A 20,668-nucleotide genomic window follows, 5' to 3' on the forward strand; every position below is an offset into this window, starting at 1 on the left:
TTAAGTATAATTTATGAGGATAATACGTCAAAGTGTAGGAGGGATTTTATGAGGATAAAATTAAGGGGTATGTGCCGCCATGAACTTATGAGAGTTATGTGTTCATGGCGTTTTTATATATCGCTGCTTATATATATAAGTATCGTATTCATAGCAGGGCATATGGATGTTGTAAAAAATTCTGCGGCTGAATCGATGCTTATAGTTGTTACCGGTGTTTCTAATTTTGATGTTGTATTATTTCTGACAGCTTCATTTCCGTTTGCATGTAGCTTTTGCGACGACTGGAATGACAGATATATCAATTCTGTTATTATAAGAAGTAATGTAATAAGTTATGCTGCCGCAAAGATGGTTGTGTGTGCACTGACATCATTTGCGGTGAGTTTTGTAGGGCTTAATGTCAGTACAGGAATATGGGCAATCCGGTACGGATGTGATATTCAGAGAACATATGGGATGGAGATTAGTAAAGGAAGGCAGTTCTATGACATTGCAGCGTCTTCGTTTCCGTATATGGTTATAATTGTTAAGACGGTGTGCTTTTCACTTGCAACGTCGGCATATGCCTCAATCGCATTTGCAATATCGTCAATAATTCCCAATTCTTTTGTAGCTGTAACACTTCCGCTTATGGTTGTGATTATTATCAGAAATTTTTTTGGATTTCTTCCGGGTGCTTTGAAACTTCCGGCTATTCAGGGAGCAAGCGGAGCATATGGAACGAGTACATCTGTTATGCTTATTATGTCATTAATGGTTGTAATTGGATATATTGTTCTTGCCGGTTGTGTGTTTTATAGATTTGTAAAGAGGAGGGTCGGTAATGAAATCATTTAGAATATGTATGCAGAATATAAGGAAATGGGGTTCTAACAGCCGTATAAAGATGTGTCTTATCATGTCGTTTCTTTTTGTTTATTCGTATATTTCCGGAATGTGGAAAATTATACCTCTTGTTGGTGAGAAGATGAATCCATGGATATTTCCGTTTCTTTTCTGCTGGAGATTTATGAAGATTGTATTTATGGCACCTATTGTATTTATTTTTTGTGATGCTCCGTTTATAGACAGCAACCAGTCATATGTTATGTTAAGGACGAGCAGAAAAAAGTGGTGTTTCGGACAGGTATTATACATATATGCAGGCTCTGTTATATACGCATTTGTGCTGCTTTTTTCTACGATAATTATTAATATCGGTCATATAAAGTGGGGAACCTCATGGGGAAAAGTGCTTGGTTCGGCAGGCACGTCTACAGTGCTTAGCACATTGGGAATTAATTATACGACAGTAAAGGTACCGACGATTGTAATAAGATATTATACACCTGCACAGGCTATGTTTTTTTCATTTCTGCTTATGGTATTAAGTTTTATTTTTATCGGACTTCTTATATATACAGTAAATGTTATTACAAAAACTAATGTTGCGGGGACAATAATTGCCGGATTTTTTGTGATATTAACTGCTGTTGTAGATGGAAATCAAAGGCTTATATGGTTTTCTCCTATAAGCTGGAATTCACTTAATAATATTGATGTTGCAGGCATGACGGCAAATCCTTCGATAGGTTATGTACTTGGAATGTATGTGCTGCTGATAGCTGTACTTACATTTTTGGCTGTATTTTTTGGAAGAAAACAGGAAATTATTGTTAGAAATGAGCATTGATGTGCGGAAAGAGAGGTATATATGAGTGATATTATAGAAATTTCACATGTGACAAAGAAATATGGTGCGGCAACAGTATTGAATGATGTAAATATTTCTTTTGAAAAGGGAAAAATACACGGGCTTATAGGTCGTAACGGTTCAGGAAAAACTATGCTTATGAAATGTATATGCGGTTTTGTGCCTGTGACGCAGGGCAGTGTTACAGTAAACGGCAAAAAAATCGGAAAAGATATAGATGTTCCGGAAAATCTTGGAGCAATCATTGAAACACCGGGATTTCTTAATAATTACAGCGGTTATAATAATCTTAAATTCCTTGCCGGGATTAATAAAAAAATAGGCAGGGAACAGATTCGTGAGGCTATTTCGTTTGTAGGACTTGACCCTGACAGTAAGAAGCATGTTGGGCGTTATTCGCTCGGAATGAGGCAGAGACTGGGACTTGCACAGGCGATTATGGAAAATCCCGATATACTTCTTCTTGATGAGCCTATGAACGGACTCGATAAACATGGTGTGAAAGAGATGAGAGAGCTTTTTAAGAGTCTTGCACAGCAGGGAAAGACGATTATTATGGCAAATCACAGTGCGGAAGATATTGATGTTTTGTGTGATACGGTATGTGAAATGGATCTGGGGGTGCTTACAAGGGTGAAGTAGTTGTAATTTTTTTCAAAATGTGTTAAGATATTAGACAATGAAGAAACTTATAAAAAGGAGAATTACAATGGAAGTAAGACCAGGAGCTAATCCGGCAGACGTAAAGAATTACGATACTGACAGATTGAGACATGATTTCCTCGTTCAGGACCTTTTTGTTGCTGACGAGATTAAGACTGTATACAGCCAGATTGACAGAATTATTGTAGGTGCTGCTACACCTGCAGCAAAGACACTTACACTTGAGGCAGGTGCAGAACTCAGAGCTGCATATTTCCTTGAGAGACGTGAGATGGGTATTATCAATATCGGCGGTAACGGTACAGTTACTGTTGACGGCAAGGATTATAAGTTTAAGTACAAAGACGGTATGTATATAGGAATGGGTGCTAAGGAGATTAAGTTCGCAAGTGATGATGCAGCTAATCCGGCTAAGTTCTATTTTAACAGTGCCCCTGCACATAAGACATATCCTACAGTATTTATCGACCCAGCCAAGGATATTCTTCCTGAAAATAAGAAAGAACTCGGATGTCTTGAGAGTGCTAACCACAGAACAATCAATAAGTATATTCTTCCGGGACAGGTTGAGTCATGTCAGCTTGAGATGGGTATGACTTGTCTTGAGCCTGGCAGTGTATGGAATACAATGCCATGTCATACACATGACAGAAGAATGGAAGTATATCTTTACTTTGAGGTACCTGAAGATGCCGTTGTTTTCCATTACATGGGAGAACCTACAGAGACAAGACATATTGTTATGAGAAATGAAGAGGCTGTTATTTCACCTAGCTGGTCAATTCATTCAGCATCTGCTACACATGCTTACACATTTATCTGGGGCATGGTTGGCGAGAATCAGGATTTCGATGACATGGATGATGTTGATATGAAGGATTTAAGATAATTACTATCTGATAATAATTAATCAACAATCCGGTTTAAACTGGTTCTGAAAAGTCAGATTATATTTTTGGAATGACACCGTATGGTTTCATTTATAGAATTTATTTAAGAAAAGGAGAATGAAAATGTCAGTAAATTTTTCACTTGAAGGTAAGACTGCATTAGTTACAGGTGCTTCTTATGGTATCGGTTTTGCTATTGCTTCAGGCATGGCTAAGGCTGGTGCTACAATCGTATTCAACGATATTAAGCAGGAGTTAGTTGATAAGGGTATTGCTGCATATAAGGAAGCAGGAATTGAAGCTCATGGTTATGTTTGTGACGTAACAAATGAGGATGCTGTTAATGAAATGGTTGCAAAGATTGCAAAGGAAGTTGCTCCTATTGATATTCTTGTAAACAACGCAGGTATCATTAAGAGAATCCCTATGTGTGATATGACAGCTGCTGAATTCAGACAGGTTATCGATGTAGACTTAAATGCACCTTTCATCGTATCTAAGGCTGTTATTCCATCAATGATTGAAAGAGGTCATGGTAAGATTATCAACATCTGTTCTATGATGTCAGAGTTAGGTCGTGAGACAGTTTCTGCTTATGCAGCAGCTAAGGGTGGTCTCAAGATGCTCACAAGAAATATCTGTTCTGAATATGGTCAGTATAATATCCAGTGTAACGGTATCGGACCTGGTTATATCGAGACACCTCAGACAGCTCCATTAAGAGAGCGTCAGCCAGATGGTTCAAGACATCCATTTGACCAGTTTATCTGTGCTAAGACACCTGCTAACAGATGGTTAAAGCCAGAAGAATTAGCTGGTCCAGCTGTATTCCTTGCTTCAGAAGCATCAGATGCAGTTAACGGACATATTCTTTACGTTGATGGTGGTATCCTTGCTTACATCGGCAAGCAGCCACAGTAAGAATAATACAGATAAGTAAATAAAAACATAATATATATTGTTTTATTCCCGGGCAGTTTAAGCTGTCCGGGATTTTTAGACTCTTTGTCAGGATCAGGAGGGCAATATTTTTTAGCATAACTGTCGGTAGACAATTTTTTAACTATCTGATATAATTTATTTTGGAAATTAAAATATTGTGCAGGAATATAATTGTATGCACAGAAATGTGAGGGTTATATGAAGTTAGAAGTAAAAGATATCACCAAATCATTTGGCGATAAACAGGTGCTTCATGGAATTTCTTTTGAAGTTCAAAGCGGAAGAGCACTTGGACTTCTGGGAAGAAATGGTGCCGGTAAGACTACAACGATAAGAATTCTTATGGATGTATTCCGTGCCAATTCAGGAGAAGTTCTTCTTGATGGAGAAAAGTTTAACCAGAGAAAGCATCTTATAGGTTATCTTCCGGAAGAGAGAGGTCTTTATCCTAAGAAGAAAGTAATTGAACAGATGGTTTATCTTGGAAGAATCAGAGGAATATCAAAATCCGAGGCTGTTGCCAATTCAAAAAAATGGCTGAAAAGGCTTGGCGTTCTTGAATATGAAAATGCAAAGCTTGAGACTCTTTCAAAAGGTAATCAGCAGAAAGTGCAACTTGCATCAACATTGGTATGTGATCCTGATATAGTTATTCTTGATGAGCCGTTCAGTGGTCTTGACCCTGTTAATTCAAGAATTTTACAGGATGTTGTCATGGAGCTTATAGGGCAGAATAAGATAGTTATTTTTTCAAGCCACCAGATGAGTTATGTTGAGGAATTCTGTAAGGATATAGTTATTATCAATAAGGGAGACGTTGTGTTATCCGGTGACCTTGACAATATTAAAAGAGAGTTTGGAAAGAATCAGCTTGTTGTATCAGCTGTTGATAAGACATTGGATGACCTTGAAAATATTATTAATGAACATATGTCAGATATTCTTGAGATTACAGGAAGAACAAAGGAAGAATTGATTATTAAAAATGTTGCAGATGTATCAAGAAAGCAGATTCTTTCAAAGTTTATCAGTGAAAATATAGAGATTGAACGATTTGAGACTTATAAGCCGTCTCTTAATGATATTTTTGTTTCAAAAGTTGGTGATGCAGATGAGAAGGAGGCGGCAGAATAATGAAAAAATTCGGAGTTATTTTTCAGTATGAACTGATGAATTACATAAAAAATAAGAGTTATGTAATTACTACTGTTATTATTGCACTTGTTGCCGGTATTATTATGTTTGTGCCAAATTTCATTGACATAGGTTCTGTTACGGGTGAGAACAAAAATGATGTATCCGATGAAAATTCAGGTGCAGATTCTGACAGCACTATACTTGTATATGATAAGAGTGGTATGGTTACTGATATAAGCTTTATACAGAACTTTTATCATGATGATGCAATAAAAAAGGCTTCAGGAGAAAACGAACTTGTTGATAAAGTCAAGGCTGATGAAGTATCAGCCGGCTTTGTAGTTAATTCGCTTACAGACTATGATTACTATGTATATAATCAGAGTATGACAGATGATAATCAGGTTGTTTTCACACAGGTGATGACAGTGTTGAATCAGATGGTATATTGCCAGAAAAATGGTATAGATTATGCTTCATTAACACAGGCATTTAATCCGCAGATTGACTGCCACGAAAATATTCTTGGCAAAGACATGGGAAGCAATTACTGGTACTGTTATGGACTTGTGATGATTATTTTTATGATTATTATTATGTATGGCTCTATGGTTGCGACTTCGGTAACGCAGGAGAAGAGCAACAGAACAATGGAAGTGCTTGTTACAAGTGTTGATACTAATCTTTTATTCTTTGCGAAGGTACTTGCAGGTGCAGTAGCAGCACTTATTCAGTCAGCTGTTATGCTTGGAACTGTTCTTATTTCTTATAAGATTAATCAGGATAAATGGGGCGGCATGCTTAATATGGTCCTTGATATTCCGGCAAATGTGCTTGTTGTGTTTGCACTTTTTGGAATAGGTGGATTTTTATTCTACACATTTATATATGGTGCAATGGGGGCACTTGTATCAAAGACAGAAGATATAAATAAGAGTGCGGGCGGCGTGCAGATGGTAATTATGATTGTTTACTTTATTACACTTGCATCTTTGACGAATGTTGATGGAATTATGATAAAAGTTACATCATTTCTGCCTGTAAGTTCTTACAGTGCTATGTTTGCGCGAGTGGCAATGGGCTCTGTAAATACATGGGAAATCGTAGTATCATTTATTATACTTGTAGCAAGTATTGTTGTTGTAGGAATAATAGGTGCGAAGATATACAGAATGGGTACATTAAGATATGGTAATCCAATAAAACTTTCCAATGCATTTAAATCAATAAAAGAAAACTAAGATAAAAAGAACAGGCTGTGTATGATGGTATAAAAGTCATGCACAGCCTGTTGGAATATACGGATATTAAATTTTTAATTAAAGCTTTACGAGTGTTCCGCCTTTAACTTCAATACATTCTTCATCATTTTTCATAAGCCATGCAGAAGCAGCAGAAGGATTGTATACAAAACTGTTGTCAGCTGCAAACTGAAGGCGGTTGAATATGTCGTTATAATCGACAATTTCTATATTGGTTGCATACCAGATGTCGTCCTGACCTGATATCATTTCACAGAATTCTTCGATTATATTCCAGTTATCATTTCTGTCAAATTCAAAACTGTGTCCCCATACATACATCATGTAAAGATATTGCTTTTTCTTTAAGGACATGAATTTTTTACCGAATTCTTTGAGATGATGGTTGTGATGGCATGTAGGGAGCCAACGCATGTAATCATCAGGCATTCCGAATCCGTTTTCATCACCCAGAAGGATAGGAGCTTCTGCAAACTTTGCATTTGTTTCAGTGCTGCAGACTGCTGAGTATTTATCGGCAGCAATTCTGCCATATACGATACCGGCATTTCGTGCAATGTCTACACATCTGTCGTCACATGAACCGTTAGGATAAGCGATTCCTCTTACGGGATAACCAAATACTTTTTCAATTTCCATTTTATCATCATATATTTCATGAAATATTTCAGGTGACGGACATCTTGCGATAGTAGGGTGCGTTACTGTGTGTACGGCAACTTCATGACCGGCATATAAAGAAGTCCATTCTTCTTTTGGAATACGGTTTTTCATATCAGTAAGACCTGAATTCAGATTAAATGTTGCTTTTATTCCATATTTATTAAAAATCTTGACAAGACGTCTGTCCTGAACCTTTCCATCATCATAGCTCAAAGTAAGAACTTTATGCTTTCCTCCCGGAAAAGCTTTATATATTTTGTTCATTTATACAATCTGCCTTTCTGTATGCAATTGATAACTTTTATAAAAACTGAATAATATTATAGTATAATTGTCATGATTTGTCGATAAATATTAGACGTTTTAGCAATTGTTTCAAGTAAAATACATAATTTTTTTCCTTAATAGTATTTGCAGCTGTGATTGGCAGACTGTAAATTTTTTCATTATTAATATATGCACACACTTCGCCTACGGTTTCGCCTGAAATGACAGGAGCTGAAAGTGTCTGCATATGTATTGATACATTTACTTTATCATCGTGTGATAAAAGTGCAGTGAAACCATTATTGTTCTCGATTTTTAAATGAAGTACCGATGGATTACCATTTTCAACGATTATATCGTCTGGCTGCATGTCTTTGGAGATGATTTCTGACGGATAGTACGTGTTTCTTGCGTAATCCAGAAGTTTCCGTGTATCTTTCCATTTATATGTTTTATTATTGGGCCAGCCGCATGCCATGAGTGCAACAATAAATGTACGTCCGTCACACCTGTATGCACATACATAACAGTAGCCTGCATCTCCTGTAAAACCGGTTTTTCCCGAAATTACATTATCATACATGTCTAAAAAGGCATTGGAGTTAGAAACACTGTATGAATTATATGTTTTAAGATTATTATCAGAAGTTTTTAATGATGATGTAAAAGTGTGGTTTTTGGATTGTGTTATATTAAGAAAATCCTGATTTTTAATGCAATATGCCATTATTGTCGCGAGGTCTCTGGCTGTTGTTGAATGTATTCCATTTTCATCTTCGCTGTCAAGGCCGTTCGGGGTTATAAAATATGTATCATGACAGCCAAGTTCTGCGGCTTTCCGGTTCATTGCCGATGCAAAAAGAAGGACAAGCATTCTGGACTGTTCGTCGGTGTTGGTTTCCGGACTCATACTGTCTTTGTCATCTCCATCGTATAGATAATGCAGAGCGATATTTTCGGCGATTATTACAGCTGTATCATTGTGTGATTTTAACATGAGTGAATACAGCAGGTCATTTATAGAAAAAATCTCACCTTTTACAGCATTAAGCTGTACATCAGGCATTGATGCGGCATATGCTGATGTTGTACAAAAAATATTTTCTTTTGCATATTCAAGTGCGATTATGCATGTCATTATTTTTGTAGTGCTTGCCATTGGAGCTTTTTCATTTTCATTTTTGCCATATAAAACACGTCCGGTATCGCCATCCAGAAGTACGGCATATTTTGCAAAGATTGAATCAGGGGATTCTTTTGCGTATGAGGCCGTTGTAAAAAGATTAAAAAAATGTACAGTCATAATTGAAATTATAACTGTATATAATAAAAATTTTTTGAAAATATTGATTTTTTTCTTTGTCATATTAAAAAATCTGATATAATGATTATTATAATATTTATGCAGTAAATATAAATAAAATACAAAATTTTTATATAATGCGGAAAGGAGTTTTATATGAGTTATATAGAATTTAATAATGTAAAAAAGATATATAAAATGGGTGATGTTAAGATAAAGGCACTTGCAGGGGCATCTTTTACTATAGAAAAAGGTGAATTTGCAGTTATTGCAGGACCGAGTGGTGCGGGAAAAAGCACAATTCTTAATCTGCTTGGTGGAATGGATACAGCTACGACGGGTGAGATTATAGTTGACGGACAGCATGTTAATGAAATGGATGCAAAGCAGCTTACAGCATATAGAAGATATGATATAGGATTTGTTTTCCAGTTCTATAATCTTGTGCAGAATCTTACTGCAAGGGAAAATGTAGAACTTGCGGCACAGATTTGCAAAGATCCGCTTGACATTGATAAGACACTTGACGCAGTCGGTCTTTCAGACAGAAAGAAAAATTTCCCGGCCCAGCTTTCGGGTGGTGAGCAGCAGAGGGTTGCAATAGCAAGAGCACTGGCAAAAAATCCAAAGATTCTTCTCTGCGATGAGCCTACAGGTGCACTTGATTACCAGACAGGCAAAGCTGTGCTGAAGCTTTTACAGGATACTTGTATTAAACATGGTGTTACGGTTGTTGTCATTACACATAATCTTGCCCTCACACCTATGGGAAATAAGGTTATCCGCGTTAAAAACGGAGTTATATCAGACGTTACAGTCAATGAAAATCCGGTGCCGATAGATGAAATAGAATGGTAATATTTACATATTTTGGAGGATTTATACATGGGTAAGACAGTTATAAAGGATACTTTTAGGGAGATAAAAGGCTCTTTTGGAAGATTTTTTGCCATATTTGCCATAGTGGCTATCGGCGTGTCATTTTTTGCAGGCATAACGGCATCGTCATCTGATATGAGATATTCGTCAGACAGCTATTATGATGAATATAATCTTTTTGATTTAAGACTTCTTTCGGATGCCGGTTTTACGGATGATGATATTAAGGCAATTCGTGAAACTGATGGCGTAAAAGGCGTCTTTGCAGCACATGAGGCTGATGTGCTTACTACAATCGGCAATGCACAGGTAACAGTGAGAGTGATGGGTGTTCCTGAAAAAAATCGTGCAGATGACAATGAAGATTATATTAACAGGCTGCGTCTTAAAGAGGGCAGGCTCCCTGAGAGTGACGGAGAATGTGTGGTTCGGTATTCTGATTTTTATGACGGAAAAGTTGATATTGGTGATACAATTACTCTTCGCTCCGGAGATGAAAAGGATATATCTGATACGCTGAAATTCAATGAATATAAGGTTGTGGGACTTGTATACACGCCGTATTATGCAAGTTATGATATTGGACAGAGTTCGACAGGAAGCGGAAAAGTAAATATATGTATTATGGTAAATGACGACTGTTTTGCAGGAGATTATTATACAGAAACATTTGTGACAGTAGATGGTGCAAAGCAGCTTAATACGTATAAAGATAAATATTTCAGCTGCGTCGATGATGTCAAGGTAAGGCTTGGAAATACAGGTACAAAGCAGATTGAAGCAAGAAGAAGTGATATAAAAAATAATATAGAAAATGAAAGACAGGCCGCATTAAATAAAGTATACGATTCTGTGCGTGAGTCGGTGAGGGAACAGATTTATTCGCAGTACCGTGCATATTATCCGGGCATAGACATAACATCCATGGCAGAGCCGCTTGTTGAACCGGCTGTAAATCAGGCTATTGCCAATCTTGATTTATCTGAAATCAATGATAAGTTTGACAAGGCAGAAAATGAAGCTCTTGGCAGTGAATGGAAATGGTATGTGCTTGACAGAAATTCACATTATTCATTCAGGGATTATAAGTCTAGTGCAGACAGAATGGATGCGATAGCGGTAGTATTTCCGGCATTTTTTATTCTTGTTGCGGCACTTGTGTGCCTTACAACTATGACAAGAATGGTTGATGAACAGAGAGGCCTTATAGGTACTTATAAAGCAATTGGATATGGCAAAGCTGCAATAGCCATGAAGTTTGTGCTATATTCGCTTATGGCATCGCTTTCAGGAGGAATAATCGGATGTATATTCGGTCTGAAAGTATTTCCTCTGATTATATATAACAGCTGGAATATTATTTATTATATGCCAAAAATAAAATATGCTAATCATATTATTCTTTCGATTATTGCAATTGCATCTATGGCAGCAGTTATTGTGGCTGCTACGCTTGCAGCATGTATGAGTGAGCTTTCGGAGGTTCCGTCAACGCTTATGAGACCGAAATCACCGAAAAAAGGCAAGAAGATTTTGCTTGAGCATATTGGAATTATATGGAAACATCTGTCATTTTCCGGAAAAGTGACTGCAAGAAATATATTCCGGTATAAAAAGAGATTCTTTATGACAGTTGTCGGAATTGCAGGCGGGTGTGCACTCATGCTTGCTGGATTTGCGATAAAGGACAGTGTTTCTGCACTTATACAGAAGCAGTTTGTACAGATTATAAAGTATGATGCGACAATAAGTTACAGTGATGAATCGGTGCTTGATACAGTTAAAGCTGATGACAGAATCGATGATTATGATACTATACATACATATCTTTCGGATGTCGGAAATGCAGAAGTGATTGATGATGAAGACAAGCAGCAAAAAGAAGATATAACCATAGATGTTGTGGAAAATGCGGATGAATTTGAAAAATTTATTCTGTTAAGGAAGCGTAATACAAATGTTACGTACAAGCTGGATAATGATGGTATATGTATTACAGAACAGCTTGCAGGAACGCTTGGTGTAAGGGCAGGTGATACTATATATCTTTCATCCGATTCAGGAGTAAGAAAGCCGGCTGTTGTATCACATGTGGTTGAAATGTATACAAACAGTTATATATTTATGACAGCCGGTTATTATGAAAAAGTTTTTGGAGAAGAATATTTACCGAATGCAATTCTTGTAACCCTGACGCAGAAAAATGATGATCTGCAGAATGAAGTCGGAAGTGATTATCTTTCAATGAATAATGTAAAAGGAATAACATTCTGTTCTTCTAATATAGAAAAGTTTAATAATATGATTTCATCAATTAATCTTGTTACATATGTATTGATATTATCGGCAGCAGCTCTTACGTTTGTAGTTTTGTATAATCTTATTAATGTGAATGTTTCTGAGCGTATACGCGAAATTGCAACGATTAAGGTACTTGGATTTTTTGACAAAGAAGTTGCAGCGTATGTTTATCGTGAAAATGTTGTTATATCAATAATAGGTTCGCTTGCAGGACTTATACTTGGAAGAGGACTTCATCTGTATATAATGAAAACAATTGAGATGGATAATGTAATGTTCGGCGATGCAGTGCGTCCTGTATCATATGTATATTCATTTGTGCTTACGATGATTTTTGCATTGTTTGTCAATCTTGTTATGTATAACAGACTAAGGAAAGTACCTATGGTTGAATCATTAAAATCAGTTGAATAACGTGATTATTTTAAATACATATTTGGGACCTGCCTTTCATATATTATGAAAAACAGATAAACAGGAGAAAGGAGCAGTGTCTGATTTAAAAGAAATCACATGTCTTTTGCCGGAACGGTTAAAGCGGATTGTAGAGACGGAAGTTATGGTGCCGGGGAAAAACGGATTTTGTAAGCTTTCGGAAATACGAATAAGGATTAACCGTCCGGCAATTCTTATGTACAATAATAATGAAGAGAAAGTTATTGAAAATATAAAGATAACATCTGATGATATTGCATACATTATACAGATGGTGACAAGGTATTCAATGTATGCATATCAGGACAGTATACGTCAGGGATATGTGACTGTAAAAGGCGGCCACCGCATAGGTGTGGCAGGGCAGGCGATAACCCGGGACGGACATATATGCGGACAGAAATATATATCATATATAAATATACGTGTTGCACATGAAGTGGTTGGGTGTGCAGACGAAATAATTGATTTTATATGCAGCGGCGGATTTAAAAATACACTTGTCGTATCACCGCCGGGCTGTGGTAAAACAACGATTCTGCGTGATATTATAAGACATATTTCATATGGCATTGGATGTGTTCCGTTAAAAGTTGCCATTGTTGATGAACGTTCCGAAATAGCCTCGAGCCATGTCGGAATTCCGCAGAATGATATAGGAATACGCACGGATGTTCTTGATATGGGGCTTAAAAGCGAGGGGATGATTATGCTTGTAAGGTCAATGTCACCTCAGGTTGTTGCCGTTGATGAAATAGGAAGCATGGAAGATGTAATGGCAATAAAGCAGATTATAAACTGCGGATGTCATATCCTTGCATCAATACACGGTTATGGAATTGCAGACTGTATGAACAGACGTGAGCTTGCAGGGATGTTTGGAGCTAATGGATTTGAAAGAATAGTTGTACTTTCGGACAAGAATGGTGCAGGAACGATAGAAGAAATGAGGGCTGTAAAAAATGGGGGATTATAATGGATATCATAAAAATTACAGGGGCAGCAGTTGTTCTTATGTCGAGTTTTATGCTTGGAATGTACTTTGTTGTAGTAAATAAGACACGTATAAAAAATCTTGCAGATATAGATGAGACATGGAGAACAATATCGGCAGAAATCAGATTTCAGTCGGGAAGTCTCCCCGAGATATTTAAAAGATTTGCATCGCATGAGTATTCATTTGGCATAAAAGCACTTTATAAAGACGTATATGAGAATATGGTGGTTGACAGTGAAAAGGCAGCATTTGACATTATATGGAGGGAGAGCGTCAGAAATAACGCATCAAAAAGCTGTTTTTTAAGGGAAGATGAAGAGTTTCTTATGCAGTTTGGAAATATGCCGGTGCATCTTGATATACAGACGCAGACGGACTTTGTCAATCATATGATAAGTATGCTTGATGACAGAATAAAAAAAGCACAGGATAAAACGGACAGCCAATGCCGGATATACAGATGTATGGGTATTGCAGCAGGAGTTTTTCTTGTGCTTGTTTTGATTTAAGGAGGGGTGCCGGTGGAGGTAAGTCTGATATTTAAAATTGCGGCAGTTGGAATTCTTGTATCGGTGTTAAGCCAGGTGTTAAAGCACAGCGGCAGGGAGGAGCATGCGTTTCTTACAAGTCTTGCAGGACTCCTGCTGGTGCTTTACTGGCTGGTGCCGATAATTGTGAATCTGTTTGAAAATATGAAAAAACTGTTTGATTTTTAATGCTTTTAACAGACTGGAGTGTGCTTTATGAGTGTTTTAAAAATAGCTTCAACGGCTGTGTGTGCCGTGTTTTTTGCGATGATTTTAAAAAATGCGGGAAGCCAGCTATATGTGCTTGTGACGATGGCTGTATCTGTGCTTATTATTATTGCGGTTGCCGGGAAAATATCCGGAATTATTTCACAGATAACGAAGCTGTCATCATACCTTAGTAATGCGGGGCAGTATATGGCACTTATGATAAAAATAATAGGAATTACATATGTGGTGCAGTTTACATCAGATTTGTGCCGTGACAGCGGATACAGTGCATTGGCTGGACAGGTTGAGGTGTTTGGAAAAATAACAATAGCAGCAGTGAGTATTCCTGTTGTAAGCATGCTTCTTGAGACGGTGGAAAAATGCGTGGGATATTAAAAAAATTATTGTGTGGCGTGTTAGTATTTTTATATGCAGCATCATTTGTGATGTTGGCTTATACAAGTGTAAATGCTGAGTCTGTGACGGAAAAAAGCGGAAATTCTGTGGAAACAGATAACGATGGGGATACGGAAAATGCTGAATATGGATTATCTGTTGACGATTACGATTTTTCTGAAATTGATGAAATTATGAAAAAATACAGTTATGACAGGGAAAATACGGATTTTGAAAGTCTGGTGAAAAGCATAGCAGAAAGTGATTATTCACAGACAGGCATTATTAATGTGGTTATAAAGAATTTTCTGGCAGTTTTCAGGGAAAATACTGATACAGTTATAAAAATAATTATGCTTTCACTTCTGTCGGCAGGAATTAATTTTATTATTCCGTCATTTAATAAAAAACAGGTTTCAGATATATCGGAGATAATGCTTTATACAGGACTGGTAGTTATTGTTTCGGGATTTTTTTATTCATCATGTGTAGAGTGTGTGAATGCTATGGATGCCGGCCTTAAAATATATAAAGCGGTAATACCGGCTTTTCTTTCGGCTGTAACATTTATGACAGGGAGTGTGACAAGCGGTGTTTACTATGAAATGATGCTTCTTATGATAACAGTTGTTAATATTATATTTAAAAATGTGCTTCTGGGGCTTATTAAAGTGGATTTTATGCTTATTGTGGCAGATGCGTTTACAAAGAGCGAAAGATTTTCCAATATATGTAAATTTATTCCGCCTGTTATTAAATGGACATGCAGAATTGTAATTACACTGTTTTCAGGAGCCGGATGGATTAAAGGGATGATAACTCCTGTTAAAGAGAGTGCAAAGAAAAAAGCGGTATATAAAGTGCTTAAAGTGCTGCCGGGAATAGGAGATTCAGCAGAAACGGTTTCTTTTACGATATTTTCGGCGGGAAGTGTGATAAAAAATGCAATAGGCATCGGAGGTGTTATATTGATAATATCGGCTGTAAGCCTGCCTGTGATAAAACTTTTAAGTTTTACTGTAATATTAAAGTTTACTGCTGCTGCAGTCCAGCCGGTTGCCGATAAAAAGTTCGCGAATATACTTGATGCTTCGGGAACGGTGACTGGTCTTATGACGCTTCTTGTTGTTATGTCGGCATGTCTTTTTATATTGTTTACTGCGATAGTGTGCACAGTTACAAATAATAGTTGAGGAATAAAATATGGATAAGCTTCTTGGCTGGGTAAAACAGATATTTGTCATAAGCATTTTGTCAGAACTTGTAATTCATATTCTGCCTGATGAAAAATATGAAGGAGTTGTAAGACTTCTGTGCGGCTGTATGATAACTGCTGCCTGTATAATGCCTGTGCTTAATATTATAAATGCGGAATATGATGCGGATATTGATTTATTTGCAAAAACTTCACAGATAAGTGAACTTAGGTCACAAATAAGATTTTCAGGAAAAGACTCGTCAGATGTCATGATTGAAAAATATATAGAAACACAGCAGGAATTCGTCACGAAAAAGGTTATGGAAGAGGGATTTACGCCATCAGAGGTTGAAATAGTAATTGACACAGATGAAGACAGTGATACATATCTTGATGTCCAGAAAATAAATATTGCAATTGATAAAAAAGATAAAAAAATATTTTATGGTGAAAATAATAAAGAAATTGTGATATCGGAAAAAGTTATTAATCTTCGGAGCAGCATAGCACAATATTATGAATTAAATTCCGGGCTTGTTAATATTTATATTTTATAAGAATGTGGTGTCATAACGGATGTCTTTACCGGTGCCCGCATTAAGAGGCACGGAAAGGGGAATTTGTTTTATGGATAACGGATTAGTTGAAAAAATGTTGAATAAATCGGGAAAGGAAAAAATATTAATAGTATTACTCATAGGAGTATTGCTCCTTGTAATTGCAATTCCTGTAAAAAGTGACAAAACAGGCGGATATGTATCGGGCAGTGATACATACAAAACTTCTGACGAAGAAATATCGGATTATGATGTATATATGGAACAGCGTATAGAAAAGATTTTGTCACAGGTTGACGGAGTCGGCAAAGTTAATGTTATGGTTACGCTTGAAAATACGGATGATACAGCTATAGGCGGTGTTGTTATTGTGGCACAGGGAGGTGATAATGGTTCGGTTGTATCTAATATTACATCAGCACTTGAGGCGTTGCTTGGAATACCCGTCCATAAAATAAAAGTATTAAAAATGTCATAATTAGGGAGGCAGTTTTGAAAAAAATCAAAAAAAATCAGGTTATTATCACGGCACTTGCCATTATGATAGCTGTTGCAGGCTACATAAATTATACGGGGAATTTATCGGATATTATTTCAGTCAAAGATACTAAGGATGCAAGTTCAGACGGAGTTGTAATTGATGAGAATACAGGCGAAATTGTAAATAATGATGCAGAGCCGGATGACAATTCACTCATGGAGCCGGGGAGTGTCATGCTCACATCAGGAAGCAGCGTGTCGGACAGTATTATATCTGAAGCAAAGTTAAACAGGGAACAGCTTCGTGCAAAAAATAAAGAAATGCTTATGGAAATAGTAAATAATGAATCGCTTGATGAAGCAGCAAAGCAGGCCGCTGTAAATAAGCTTGCTGATATAAGTGATACATCACAAAAGGAAATTGCAGCTGAACTTCTTCTTGAGGCAAAAGGATTTTCCAATGCTGTAGTGTCTGTGACAGACGGAAATGTGGATGTTGTAATTAACAGTACAAAGCTTGATGATACGTTAAGAGCACAGGTTGAAGATATTGTTAAAAGAAAAACAGGAGTAAGTGCAGATAAGATTACAATAAATATTTGCAATAATTAGGATTTTTTATTATAATGAACCTAATAACAATTTGACTTAGGAGGTTCACTATGACTAAAGAGTTTGAAGATAAAGGAAATAATTATTCTATTCGTGAGAATGTAAACATTGGCGAGGTTCGTGTTGCTGATGAAGTCGTTGCCATTATAGCAGGACTTGCAGCTACGGAAGTTGAGGGCGTTGAGTCTATGGCAGGCAATATTACGAATGAACTTGTTGCAAAACTCGGAATGAAGAATCTTTCAAAAGGTGTTAAGGTTACGGTTGAGGATAAGACAGTTACAGTTGACCTTGCACTAAATATAAGATTTGGATATGAGATTCCAAAAGTATCAAAGAAGGTACAGGAAAAAGTAAAATCAGCAATTGAAACTATGACAGGTCTTGATGTTGTAGCAGTTAATATCAAAATTGCAGGCGTGAACATTGAAGCAGAATAAGTTGTCTGAATAATTCAGGCAGGCTCATTAAACGCCAGACCGTATTTATAATATAAGCGGTCTGGCTTTAAAATTATACAAACAGGAAATGGAGAAAATTTTATGACAAGATCAGTTATGAGGGAACATATTTTTAAGATACTTTTTCGTGCAGAATTTTATGACACACAAGAGATGGCACAGCAGATTAATTATTATCTTGAAGAAGTTCCTAAGGTTACTGAAAAAGAAGTGAATGAGATTACAGGTAAAGTGCTTAATATTGTAGATAAGATACCTGAGATTGATGAGATGATTAACTCAGTATCAAAGAGCTGGCCAACAAGCCGTCTTGGCAAATCAGAGCTTACAATTATGCGTCTTGCCGTATATGAAATTAAGTTTGACGAAGATATTCCTACTAATGTAGCAATTAACGAAGCTGTTGAACTTGCAAAGAAATACGGTGCTGACAATGCACCTTCATTTATCAATGGTGTGCTTGCACAGCTGGCAGACTGATTAGCATATTGGGGAGAATAATGTAATGGCGGGCGTATATACGGTTGCACAGATGAATTCTTATATAAAAAATATGTTCCGTCAGGATTTTGTCCTTAGCAGGGTTGATGTCAGGGGAGAAGTGTCAAATTGTAAGTATCACACTTCCGGACATATATATTTTACTTTGAAAGATGAGAGCGGGACACTTGCGGCGGTAATGTTTGCAGGACAGGCCAAAAATCTGTCTTTCAGGCTTGAAAACGGCATGAAAGTTGTTGTCAGCGGAAGAATCGATGTTTATGAGCGTGATGGAAAATATCAGATTTATGTAAATAATATTACAGCTGACGGCATAGGAGATTTATATAAAAAATTTGAAGAGCTGAAGTCGTATTATGAAGAAATGGGATATTTCTCAAATGAGTACAAGCGTCCGATTCCGCAATATGCTTCAAGGATAGGTATTGTCACTGCTTCGACAGGTGCTGCCATACATGATATTTTAAATATTGCACACAGAAGAAATCCCTACGTTTCGCTCACGCTTTATCCGGCTCTCGTACAGGGAAAGAATGCTGCACAAAGCATAGCACAAGGCATACGCACACTTGATGCGATGAATTTTGATGTTATTATTGTCGGTCGTGGCGGTGGTTCTATAGAAGATTTGTGGGCTTTTAATGAAGAACCTGTAATTGAAGCAGTCTTTAATTCCAATACGCCGGTCATATCTGCGGTTGGACATGAGACTGATTTTACGATAACTGATTTTGTTGCTGATTTGCGTGCACCAACGCCGTCAGCGGCAGCAGAACTTGCAGTATCTGATATATCTGTTACACAGTCACGGATTGAAGGATATATGGAACTGTTAAACCAGTTGATGGAACGAAAGTTATACATGTACAGGTCACAGCTTGAAAATAAAAAACTGAAACTTGAACATTTAAGCCCGATGACAATTCTTGACAGCAGAAGGCATCAGCTTATCCAGACAGGACAGCGTATGGAAAATGCAATGAATAATATATTATTGTCAAGAAAGCACCAGCTTGAAATATATGCTTCAAAGCTTCATGGTCTGTCACCGCTTGAAAAACTAAGCCAGGGATATTCTTATGTTGAAAGTATACAGGGAAAACCTGTTAATTCAGTGAAAAATATTGATGCCGGCGACAAAGTAAAAATATATTTTAAAGATGGAAATGTTGATGCACAGGTGCTGGAGGTAAATAATGGCAAAATCAGCGACAATTGAGGAATCATTTGAAAAACTTGATAAAATTGTGTCACAGTTAGAAGACGGAAGCCTTTCCATGAATGAAGCGTTTAAGCTTTATAAAGAAGGCGTCCAGCTTGTAAATAACTGCAATAATATGTTGGACAAGGTTGAAAAACAGCTTGTTGTTCTTAACGGAAGTGAGGAAACAGATGATGTTTAAAGATGAGTTAGATAACCGTTTATTATATATTAATTCTGTGATTAAGGAATTTCTGCCGGAATCTGATAACGAATTATATAAAAAGATTATAGATGCCGCATGTTACAGCGTTGAGGCGGGCGGCAAAAGAATACGCCCGATGATAATGCTTGAGACATACAGGCTTTGTGGCGGAAAAGATGAAGAAATTGTAAAGCCGTTTATGGCTGCACTTGAATATATACATACATATTCACTTGTTCATGATGATCTTCCTGCTATGGATAATGATGATTACAGACGTGGAAGGCTTACAACTCATAAGGTATTTGGTGAAGATTTTGGAATTCTTGCAGGTGATGCACTTCTTAATTATGCTTATGAGGTGATGACATCGGCAGTTTGTGCAGCTTCACCGGAAAATATGAAAAACTGTGCCGGTGCGGCAGCGGTTATAGCGAGGAAAGCCGGTATTTTTGGAATGGTCGGTGGACAGTCGCTTGATGTGCTGCTTACAGACAAGCCTGTAAATGAAGAAGAGATGGAATTTATATTTAATCTTAAAACAGGTGCACTTATTGAAGCGGCATTTATGGCAGGTGCAATACTTGCAGGAGCCGGTAAGGAGTGTGTCAGCCAGCTTGAAAAGGCAGGAAATCTTGTTGGTGTGGCGTTCCAGATTAAGGACGATATCCTCGATGTCACAAGTACACAGGAAGTTCTTGGGAAGCCGGTATTCAGTGATGAAAAGAATAATAAGACAACATATGTAACGCTTTATGGAATGGAAAAAGCCGCTGCTGATGTAGAAAATATGTCGGAAAAAGCTGAGAGCATCGTGAAGAGTATTGGAGATAATGAATTTTTAATTGAACTTATAAATAAACTGATTAGCAGGGAAAAATAATT

General features: G+C 37.0%; 24 protein-coding genes. 22 read left to right on the plus strand and 2 right to left on the minus strand.

All coding sequences use genetic code 11. The features are described 5' to 3' along the window. Positions 1-48: 48 nt before the first annotated feature. The 7 genes from H8S01_RS08055 to H8S01_RS08085 all read left to right on the plus strand — a co-directional run bounded on the left by H8S01_RS08055 (position 49) and on the right by H8S01_RS08085 (position 6,569). Entirely contained in the window at positions 49-840 is a 792-nt protein-coding gene (locus H8S01_RS08055) for a hypothetical protein (RefSeq protein WP_021866816.1), read from the plus strand. Continuing rightward, a complete protein-coding gene (locus tag H8S01_RS08060; RefSeq protein ID WP_186836860.1) occupies positions 827-1,675 on the plus strand; it encodes a hypothetical protein in 849 nt (282 codons plus the stop codon). The genes H8S01_RS08055 and H8S01_RS08060 overlap by 14 nt, the downstream gene beginning before the upstream one ends. A 21-nt stretch (positions 1,676-1,696) precedes the next feature. Further along, positions 1,697-2,338 (plus strand): ABC transporter ATP-binding protein, encoded by a 642-nt coding sequence (locus H8S01_RS08065; protein ID WP_021866814.1) that lies wholly within the window; start codon positions 1,697-1,699, stop codon positions 2,336-2,338. A gap of 67 nt (positions 2,339-2,405) precedes the next feature. Then, the gene (kduI, locus tag H8S01_RS08070; protein WP_021866813.1) at positions 2,406-3,248 is read left to right on the plus strand and encodes a 5-dehydro-4-deoxy-D-glucuronate isomerase; all 843 of its coding nucleotides are present in this window, start codon (positions 2,406-2,408) and stop codon (positions 3,246-3,248) included. A 118-nt stretch (positions 3,249-3,366) separates the two neighbouring features. Continuing rightward, entirely contained in the window at positions 3,367-4,170 is an 804-nt protein-coding gene (locus H8S01_RS08075; RefSeq protein ID WP_420323502.1) for a gluconate 5-dehydrogenase, read from the plus strand. 219 nt (positions 4,171-4,389) lie between these two features. Beyond that, the gene (locus tag H8S01_RS08080; protein ID WP_021866811.1) at positions 4,390-5,325 is read left to right on the plus strand and encodes an ABC transporter ATP-binding protein; all 936 of its coding nucleotides are present in this window, start codon (positions 4,390-4,392) and stop codon (positions 5,323-5,325) included. Then, positions 5,325-6,569, plus strand: a complete 1,245-nt coding sequence (locus H8S01_RS08085; RefSeq protein WP_021866810.1) for an ABC transporter permease — start codon at positions 5,325-5,327, stop codon at positions 6,567-6,569. Before H8S01_RS08080 ends, H8S01_RS08085 begins: the two co-directional genes overlap by 1 nt. 78 nt (positions 6,570-6,647) lie before the next feature. On the opposite strand, the gene H8S01_RS08090 is transcribed toward H8S01_RS08085, so the two are convergent. After that, the gene (locus H8S01_RS08090) at positions 6,648-7,517 is read right to left on the minus strand and encodes a polysaccharide deacetylase family protein (protein ID WP_186836861.1); all 870 of its coding nucleotides are present in this window, start codon (positions 7,515-7,517) and stop codon (positions 6,648-6,650) included. A gap of 70 nt (positions 7,518-7,587) precedes the next feature. Then, on the minus strand, positions 7,588-8,886 hold the full coding sequence (locus H8S01_RS08095) for a D-alanyl-D-alanine carboxypeptidase family protein (RefSeq protein ID WP_243204293.1): 1,299 nt from the start codon (positions 8,884-8,886) through the stop codon (positions 7,588-7,590). A gap of 93 nt (positions 8,887-8,979) precedes the next feature. Between H8S01_RS08095 and H8S01_RS08100 the strand changes: the two genes are divergently transcribed. The 15 genes from H8S01_RS08100 (at position 8,980) to H8S01_RS08170 (ending at position 20,666) form a co-directional block, all read left to right on the plus strand. Continuing rightward, on the plus strand, positions 8,980-9,681 hold the full coding sequence (locus tag H8S01_RS08100) for an ABC transporter ATP-binding protein (RefSeq protein WP_021866807.1): 702 nt from the start codon (positions 8,980-8,982) through the stop codon (positions 9,679-9,681). A gap of 27 nt (positions 9,682-9,708) precedes the next feature. Then, positions 9,709-12,417, plus strand: coding sequence for an FtsX-like permease family protein (locus H8S01_RS08105; protein WP_186836862.1), 2,709 nt, complete (start codon positions 9,709-9,711; stop codon positions 12,415-12,417). 76 nt (positions 12,418-12,493) lie between these two features. Beyond that, the gene (spoIIIAA, locus tag H8S01_RS08110; protein WP_186836863.1) at positions 12,494-13,414 is read left to right on the plus strand and encodes a stage III sporulation protein AA; all 921 of its coding nucleotides are present in this window, start codon (positions 12,494-12,496) and stop codon (positions 13,412-13,414) included. After that, positions 13,414-13,944 (plus strand): stage III sporulation protein AB, encoded by a 531-nt coding sequence (locus H8S01_RS08115; RefSeq protein ID WP_021866803.1) that lies wholly within the window; start codon positions 13,414-13,416, stop codon positions 13,942-13,944. The genes spoIIIAA and H8S01_RS08115 overlap by 1 nt, the downstream gene beginning before the upstream one ends. Positions 13,945-13,956: 12 nt before the next feature. Continuing rightward, a complete protein-coding gene (spoIIIAC, locus tag H8S01_RS08120) occupies positions 13,957-14,151 on the plus strand; it encodes a stage III sporulation protein AC (RefSeq protein ID WP_021866802.1) in 195 nt (64 codons plus the stop codon). Positions 14,152-14,178: 27 nt separating this feature from the next. After that, complete coding sequence (locus tag H8S01_RS08125; protein WP_021866801.1) at positions 14,179-14,568, plus strand: stage III sporulation AC/AD family protein; 390 nt, start codon at positions 14,179-14,181, stop codon at positions 14,566-14,568. Next, a complete protein-coding gene (locus H8S01_RS08130) occupies positions 14,553-15,761 on the plus strand; it encodes a stage III sporulation protein AE (protein WP_186836864.1) in 1,209 nt (402 codons plus the stop codon). The genes H8S01_RS08125 and H8S01_RS08130 overlap by 16 nt, the downstream gene beginning before the upstream one ends. A gap of 10 nt (positions 15,762-15,771) precedes the next feature. Next, complete coding sequence (locus tag H8S01_RS08135; RefSeq protein WP_186836865.1) at positions 15,772-16,323, plus strand: stage III sporulation protein AF; 552 nt, start codon at positions 15,772-15,774, stop codon at positions 16,321-16,323. A 70-nt stretch (positions 16,324-16,393) separates the two neighbouring features. Beyond that, on the plus strand, positions 16,394-16,801 hold the full coding sequence (locus H8S01_RS08140) for a hypothetical protein (protein WP_243204295.1): 408 nt from the start codon (positions 16,394-16,396) through the stop codon (positions 16,799-16,801). A gap of 14 nt (positions 16,802-16,815) precedes the next feature. Next, positions 16,816-17,415, plus strand: coding sequence for a SpoIIIAH-like family protein (locus H8S01_RS08145; protein ID WP_021866797.1), 600 nt, complete (start codon positions 16,816-16,818; stop codon positions 17,413-17,415). A gap of 50 nt (positions 17,416-17,465) precedes the next feature. Beyond that, the gene (locus tag H8S01_RS08150) at positions 17,466-17,855 is read left to right on the plus strand and encodes an Asp23/Gls24 family envelope stress response protein (protein WP_021866796.1); all 390 of its coding nucleotides are present in this window, start codon (positions 17,466-17,468) and stop codon (positions 17,853-17,855) included. 102 nt (positions 17,856-17,957) lie between these two features. Next, entirely contained in the window at positions 17,958-18,356 is a 399-nt protein-coding gene (gene nusB / locus H8S01_RS08155; RefSeq protein ID WP_021866795.1) for a transcription antitermination factor NusB, read from the plus strand. 25 nt (positions 18,357-18,381) lie between these two features. Further along, a complete protein-coding gene (gene xseA / locus H8S01_RS08160) occupies positions 18,382-19,596 on the plus strand; it encodes an exodeoxyribonuclease VII large subunit (protein WP_186836866.1) in 1,215 nt (404 codons plus the stop codon). Next, entirely contained in the window at positions 19,574-19,780 is a 207-nt protein-coding gene (xseB, locus tag H8S01_RS08165; protein ID WP_021866793.1) for an exodeoxyribonuclease VII small subunit, read from the plus strand. The genes xseA and xseB overlap by 23 nt, the downstream gene beginning before the upstream one ends. Continuing rightward, complete coding sequence (locus H8S01_RS08170) at positions 19,770-20,666, plus strand: polyprenyl synthetase family protein (RefSeq protein WP_186836867.1); 897 nt, start codon at positions 19,770-19,772, stop codon at positions 20,664-20,666. The genes xseB and H8S01_RS08170 overlap by 11 nt, the downstream gene beginning before the upstream one ends. The last annotated feature ends 2 nt before the right edge of the window (positions 20,667-20,668 follow it).

It is taken from the genome of Lachnospira hominis (ex Liu et al. 2021) (assembly GCF_014287955.1).
In the GTDB taxonomy this organism is placed as follows: Bacteria; Bacillota; Clostridia; order Lachnospirales; family Lachnospiraceae; genus Lachnospira; species Lachnospira hominis.

What these genes read in the sequence shown, in the direction of transcription:
- H8S01_RS08055 (WP_021866816.1), top strand. Translation starts at nt 49, where the DNA reads ATGAGGATAAAATTAAGGGGTATGTGCCGCCATGAACTTATGAGAGTT.
- H8S01_RS08060 (WP_186836860.1), top strand. Translation starts at nt 827, where the DNA reads ATGAAATCATTTAGAATATGTATGCAGAATATAAGGAAATGGGGTTCT.
- H8S01_RS08065 (WP_021866814.1), top strand. Translation starts at nt 1,697, where the DNA reads ATGAGTGATATTATAGAAATTTCACATGTGACAAAGAAATATGGTGCG.
- kduI (WP_021866813.1), top strand. Translation starts at nt 2,406, where the DNA reads ATGGAAGTAAGACCAGGAGCTAATCCGGCAGACGTAAAGAATTACGAT.
- H8S01_RS08075 (WP_420323502.1), top strand. Translation starts at nt 3,367, where the DNA reads ATGAAAATGTCAGTAAATTTTTCACTTGAAGGTAAGACTGCATTAGTT.
- H8S01_RS08080 (WP_021866811.1), top strand. Translation starts at nt 4,390, where the DNA reads ATGAAGTTAGAAGTAAAAGATATCACCAAATCATTTGGCGATAAACAG.
- H8S01_RS08085 (WP_021866810.1), top strand. Translation starts at nt 5,325, where the DNA reads ATGAAAAAATTCGGAGTTATTTTTCAGTATGAACTGATGAATTACATA.
- H8S01_RS08090 (WP_186836861.1), bottom strand. Translation starts at nt 7,517, where the DNA reads ATGAACAAAATATATAAAGCTTTTCCGGGAGGAAAGCATAAAGTTCTT.
- H8S01_RS08095 (WP_243204293.1), bottom strand. Translation starts at nt 8,886, where the DNA reads ATGACAAAGAAAAAAATCAATATTTTCAAAAAATTTTTATTATATACA.
- H8S01_RS08100 (WP_021866807.1), top strand. Translation starts at nt 8,980, where the DNA reads ATGAGTTATATAGAATTTAATAATGTAAAAAAGATATATAAAATGGGT.
- H8S01_RS08105 (WP_186836862.1), top strand. Translation starts at nt 9,709, where the DNA reads ATGGGTAAGACAGTTATAAAGGATACTTTTAGGGAGATAAAAGGCTCT.
- H8S01_RS08115 (WP_021866803.1), top strand. Translation starts at nt 13,414, where the DNA reads ATGGATATCATAAAAATTACAGGGGCAGCAGTTGTTCTTATGTCGAGT.
- H8S01_RS08125 (WP_021866801.1), top strand. Translation starts at nt 14,179, where the DNA reads ATGAGTGTTTTAAAAATAGCTTCAACGGCTGTGTGTGCCGTGTTTTTT.
- H8S01_RS08130 (WP_186836864.1), top strand. Translation starts at nt 14,553, where the DNA reads ATGCGTGGGATATTAAAAAAATTATTGTGTGGCGTGTTAGTATTTTTA.
- H8S01_RS08135 (WP_186836865.1), top strand. Translation starts at nt 15,772, where the DNA reads ATGGATAAGCTTCTTGGCTGGGTAAAACAGATATTTGTCATAAGCATT.
- H8S01_RS08140 (WP_243204295.1), top strand. Translation starts at nt 16,394, where the DNA reads ATGGATAACGGATTAGTTGAAAAAATGTTGAATAAATCGGGAAAGGAA.
- H8S01_RS08150 (WP_021866796.1), top strand. Translation starts at nt 17,466, where the DNA reads ATGACTAAAGAGTTTGAAGATAAAGGAAATAATTATTCTATTCGTGAG.
- nusB (WP_021866795.1), top strand. Translation starts at nt 17,958, where the DNA reads ATGACAAGATCAGTTATGAGGGAACATATTTTTAAGATACTTTTTCGT.
- xseA (WP_186836866.1), top strand. Translation starts at nt 18,382, where the DNA reads ATGGCGGGCGTATATACGGTTGCACAGATGAATTCTTATATAAAAAAT.
- xseB (WP_021866793.1), top strand. Translation starts at nt 19,574, where the DNA reads ATGGCAAAATCAGCGACAATTGAGGAATCATTTGAAAAACTTGATAAA.
- H8S01_RS08170 (WP_186836867.1), top strand. Translation starts at nt 19,770, where the DNA reads ATGATGTTTAAAGATGAGTTAGATAACCGTTTATTATATATTAATTCT.